The sequence below is a fragment of the Mucilaginibacter sp. genome (assembly GCF_039935595.1).
Classification (GTDB): Bacteria; Bacteroidota; Bacteroidia; order Sphingobacteriales; family Sphingobacteriaceae; genus Mucilaginibacter.
The window spans coordinates 1-4,055 of the sequence record NZ_JBDTJZ010000221.1 but is presented as its reverse complement, the minus strand read 5'-3'; the positions used below and the strand labels follow the sequence as shown (position 1 = coordinate 4,055).

The following is a 4,055-nucleotide window of genomic DNA, read 5'->3' as shown; positions in this document are numbered from 1 at the left end:
GGTTTCAATATAAACATCCATGCCATCAGCGCGGTCAAATGCAACCTTCCAAACCGGCAGCAAGTGGTTAACCGGCTGGTATTGCCCGTCAAACGCAGTTTGAAGACTTACATTTTTTAAGGTTGATACCGAATCCTGCGTAAAATAGCGGGCAAGGTATATGGCATAGCTCTTATCGCCGTCGGGCAGTAATTTACCGTCAGTTACCGAATAGTAATTGCAAACACTATCCTTACCCAACACCTGGTAATAGCTGCCCTTATCAAACTTAACAAGGCTAAAATTTCTGAGTCCTTTTAGCCCGTTTTTATCCATCACTTCCTGTACAGAAAGTGATGGATTTATTTTGTTTTGTGCTACAGGCGCAAAAGTCTCCTTAGCAATAAACGGCCTGAACCAATTTGACATAAACGGGTGTGTTACCCCGCTCATGGTCAAAAATATTACAGGCACCAGGGCAATTAAACCCAGTATGCGGTGCCATTTGTAAAAGTTGCGTTTGTTCATGATCAATATTTTGAGAATGAATAGCTGATACCCAACGTAACTACCCTTGGAGGAGCGGCGTTATAGGTATCGCCATATTGGTTGCTGGTAACGGTTGTGGCATATAAGGCATTGGTTAGGTTAAGCACGTTAAACCAAATACCTGCCCCTTTAATAAACTTATCATTAAAATTATATCCCATACGCAGGTTATAAATGTTATAGCCCGAATAAGTTTTGGTATTGGCCGGGTTGGTAAAATAACCGTCCAAATGCTGCCACTCGGCTGCTATCCTGAAGCCTTTAAAATAATCCGGTTTATAGGTTACTTCTGATGTGGCTATCCATGTAGGTGCATTGTTCATGGTTTTGCCATTGTAGCTGATGTTAGTGCCGTTAACAATTTCGCTGTAATCAATGTAAGTGTGTTTGGCATTTGTACCACCAAAGCGGAAGCTTAAGGAATTAACAGGCGCGTACGTTAATGAATACTCTATACCTCTATGCCTTGTTGCACCCGCGTTTTGGTTTTGGGTTGTATTGTCGGGCAGTAGCTGGCTGATAATTTCGTTATGGCCCTCCATATCATACAAACTAAGCTCGAAATACATTTTTTTATCTAAAGCCGATAGCCAGCCACCTACTTCATAATTACTAAATGTGGCTTGTTTTAGCGGTGATAGTTGTCTTGAGCTATACAATCCGCTTGTTTCGGGCGGTTGAAAGCCTACGCTGTAATTGGCATATAAGCCTTTGTTGTTTCCAAGATCATAAGTTAAACCCAATTTAGGCGCCAGTATATTAAAATCATTGGTTTCCTGCTGTTTGTATTTGGTGTTTGATGCAGGCAGGCCGTTATTAAAATCATAATGTACCCGGTCATATCGTAAACCAAACACAATTCTCAACGGTTCAACCGGGTTTATCTGATATTGCGTATAGGCGGCGGTATTAAATAATTTAATGCGGTAATCATCAATATAAGTGCCTGTATTGGTAAAGCCGGTATAATAGTTATTGGCTACGTCTTTATTGATGGTTAAATACTGCGCGTAGTACGAGCTCGGGCTATCATCCATATAAATTCCCGCTATCAGCCGCGAGTGCAGGAAATTAAAATCGATACGATGCTGGGCCAATAAACCATAACTGTTAAAACGCTGATCATTAACCTGCCCGTTCGAGCTGGTATAAACCCCCGCTACGCGCACATCCGAGATATAATAACTTGGTAGTTGAGCGGTTGTATTGTTGCGGTAAAACAAGGTTAAAAACGTATTGCTTTTATCGCTCCATGCGTGTTGCAGTGTGGTACTTGCCCTAAAGGCTTCAACACGGCGATAGGTAAAGCGGTTATTGCTGCCGTAGCTGCGGTTGTAAAAATGCGCGGCATCCAGGCTGCCCGGGGTTTGGGTGTTTAAATAATTATAAGCTGCCGTAGTTGTTAGCTTGGTTTTGCTGTCAAAATCATAAGTGGTTTTAAAATTGGCCGAGTATTTATCAAAGTCTGAATAATCCTGCCAGCTATCTTTTTGATGCGCGACATATCCGCCCAAGTATAAACCAAATTTACCTTTTGTAAAACCACCATCGGCATCAATACGGCGGTAATGGTAGTTGTCGCCCTGTAAGGATACATTGGCCGCATGGCCCGCCGGTGGCCCCTGTGTAATAAAGTTTATAGCGCCGCCTATGGCGTTACTGCCATATAAAGACGATGCAGGACCTTTTATAACCTCAATATCCTTTACACCCGACATATTGATCTCATACAGCGAATTATGGTTAAATATTCCCGTCGGGCGAATAGGAACGCCATCCTCCATATATAAATACAAGGCGTTATAGGTAATGGGCTGGCGTATGGCCATGGTATGTTGCTCGTTTCCCAGGTTAACCATATATACGCCCGCCACTTTATTTAATAATTGGTATAAAGCGGTGGCTTTGGTATCTTGTATTTGTATGGAATTTATTTTGCTGATGGCCATTGGCGCATCTTGTCGGGCCTGCCCCTCGCGACTTGCAGATACAATAACTGGCTGCAAATCAACCGACGAAGGTGTGAGGCTGATGTTTAATGGGTCGCCTGGTTTTAGGTTAGCCGGATTTATGGTTTGGGGGATATAACCCACCATAGAAAATTTGATAACAGCGTTGCCGGCCGCCGGCACATTGAATAATCCTTTTGCGTTTGTGTAAACAGTTGTATTTGCAGCGGTAATGCTTACGCCGGATAATGGTTCGTGGGTTACCGCGTCTGTAACAGAACCCTGTATAGTTTGGCTTTTGGCGGCTATCGAAAAAAATAAAAATATAAACAGAATGAAATACGATTTCATTTATAATAATTTGTGAGTTGCCTCTGGTTATGAAATAGGATGATAGTAACCGGCGGCAGTGAGGTAGGAAGTAATCTCTATGCAGATAAATTAATAATCCAATTTGTCATTTCGAACGAGGTACGAGGAGAAATCTATACATATACCTATCAATGTATAGATTTCTCTCTATGTTCGAAATGACATTATTGTTTTATTGCAATTTTTGATTTGCAAGTGCAGGGATTGCTTCGTTCCTCGCGATGACGCCGGAAAAAGAATTGTTTATCCTACCCGTGGAGGTTGATAGATGTTACCCGGCGATACAGATTGCTCAGACGATAGGTAAGGGGTTGTTATAACCTGTAATAGTTGGTTGTAAAATTTTGGAACTGAAACACCCACAAAAAACACTTCCTGAAAAAGGTTTTTTTGTGCTTGCTGTTCATCACTTTTCTCTTTGTCGCCGGCTTGCTTTATTTTTTTCATAAAATAGCACTTACCGTTACAATGTAAATAGGGCTTATCACGGTTTTCGCAAAGCTGGGCGGCAATGTATTTTTTATTTAGCTCAAAACCCGCATATACAAAATAGTAGCTAAAGTTAGCTGCTACAAGGGCGAAAAGAAGCAATATGGCGGTTAAGCGTTTAAGCATGCGGGGCAAATGTACTCAACAACGCTGGTTTGTACAATGATTGCCACAAAAAAAGCCCCCGAATATTCGGGGGCTTTAAAAAACCAATTGGTTTAATATTATTTAGCGCGTTTAAGCAATACGTGAAATTTTTGGCCACCCAAATCAGAATCAACACCTATTGAGTCGGCATAAACTTTACCTGTATTTACAATCGCCTGGTCGCCAAAGCTAATTTTAAAAGAGATCTTATCACCATCAATTTTACCTTCTGAAATAGGCACATCACCCTGCGGAGATGTTAATGTACCTGTTAACACGTTTCCATCTGCTTTAAAAACGTATGTAAGCGGAAATTCGGTGTCGCCATCTGGTCCTTTAACACTACCTACCCATTTGCCACTTACGTCGGCAACTATAGCGGCTAAGCAAATAACCACGCCGCATATCAGCAAGCTGGTGGTTGTAAATAATTTTTTCATCATTAGTGGTTTAAATTTAGTTAAAAATAAGGTTTAATTTAAAAAAGCGAAATGGTTTTCACCATTTTGACGCTTTAAAGAAAGGGTTGTTACAGCCTACGGCGAATTATAGTAATAAATAGGTGCAAAC

4 protein-coding genes are annotated in these 4,055 nt (G+C 41.3%); all 4 read right to left on the bottom strand.

Annotation, left to right across the window (positions count from 1 at the left end; translation table 11 throughout):
- Positions 1–507 (bottom strand): hypothetical protein (locus ABI367_RS15805; protein ID WP_462230979.1); only part of this gene is annotated, 507 nt, incomplete at its 3' end.
- Positions 508–509: 2 nt separating this feature from the next.
- The gene (locus tag ABI367_RS15800; RefSeq protein ID WP_462230977.1) at positions 510–2,828 is read right to left on the bottom strand and encodes a TonB-dependent receptor; all 2,319 of its coding nucleotides are present in this window, start codon (positions 2,826–2,828) and stop codon (positions 510–512) included.
- Positions 2,829–3,092: 264 nt separating this feature from the next.
- On the bottom strand, positions 3,093–3,464 hold the full coding sequence (locus ABI367_RS15795) for a hypothetical protein (RefSeq protein ID WP_462230975.1): 372 nt from the start codon (positions 3,462–3,464) through the stop codon (positions 3,093–3,095).
- Positions 3,465–3,562: 98 nt separating this feature from the next.
- Positions 3,563–3,925 carry a hypothetical protein gene (locus ABI367_RS15790; protein WP_462230973.1) on the bottom strand — a complete coding sequence of 121 codons (363 nt, stop codon included), beginning with the start codon at positions 3,923–3,925 and terminating at the stop codon, positions 3,563–3,565.
- Between the last annotated feature and the right edge of the window lie 130 nt (positions 3,926–4,055).

Coding starts and splice junctions, on each gene's coding strand:
- ABI367_RS15800 (WP_462230977.1), bottom strand. CDS start 2,828: ATGAAATCGTATTTCATTCTGTTTATATTTTTATTTTTTTCGATAGCC.
- ABI367_RS15795 (WP_462230975.1), bottom strand. CDS start 3,464: ATGCTTAAACGCTTAACCGCCATATTGCTTCTTTTCGCCCTTGTAGCA.
- ABI367_RS15790 (WP_462230973.1), bottom strand. CDS start 3,925: ATGAAAAAATTATTTACAACCACCAGCTTGCTGATATGCGGCGTGGTT.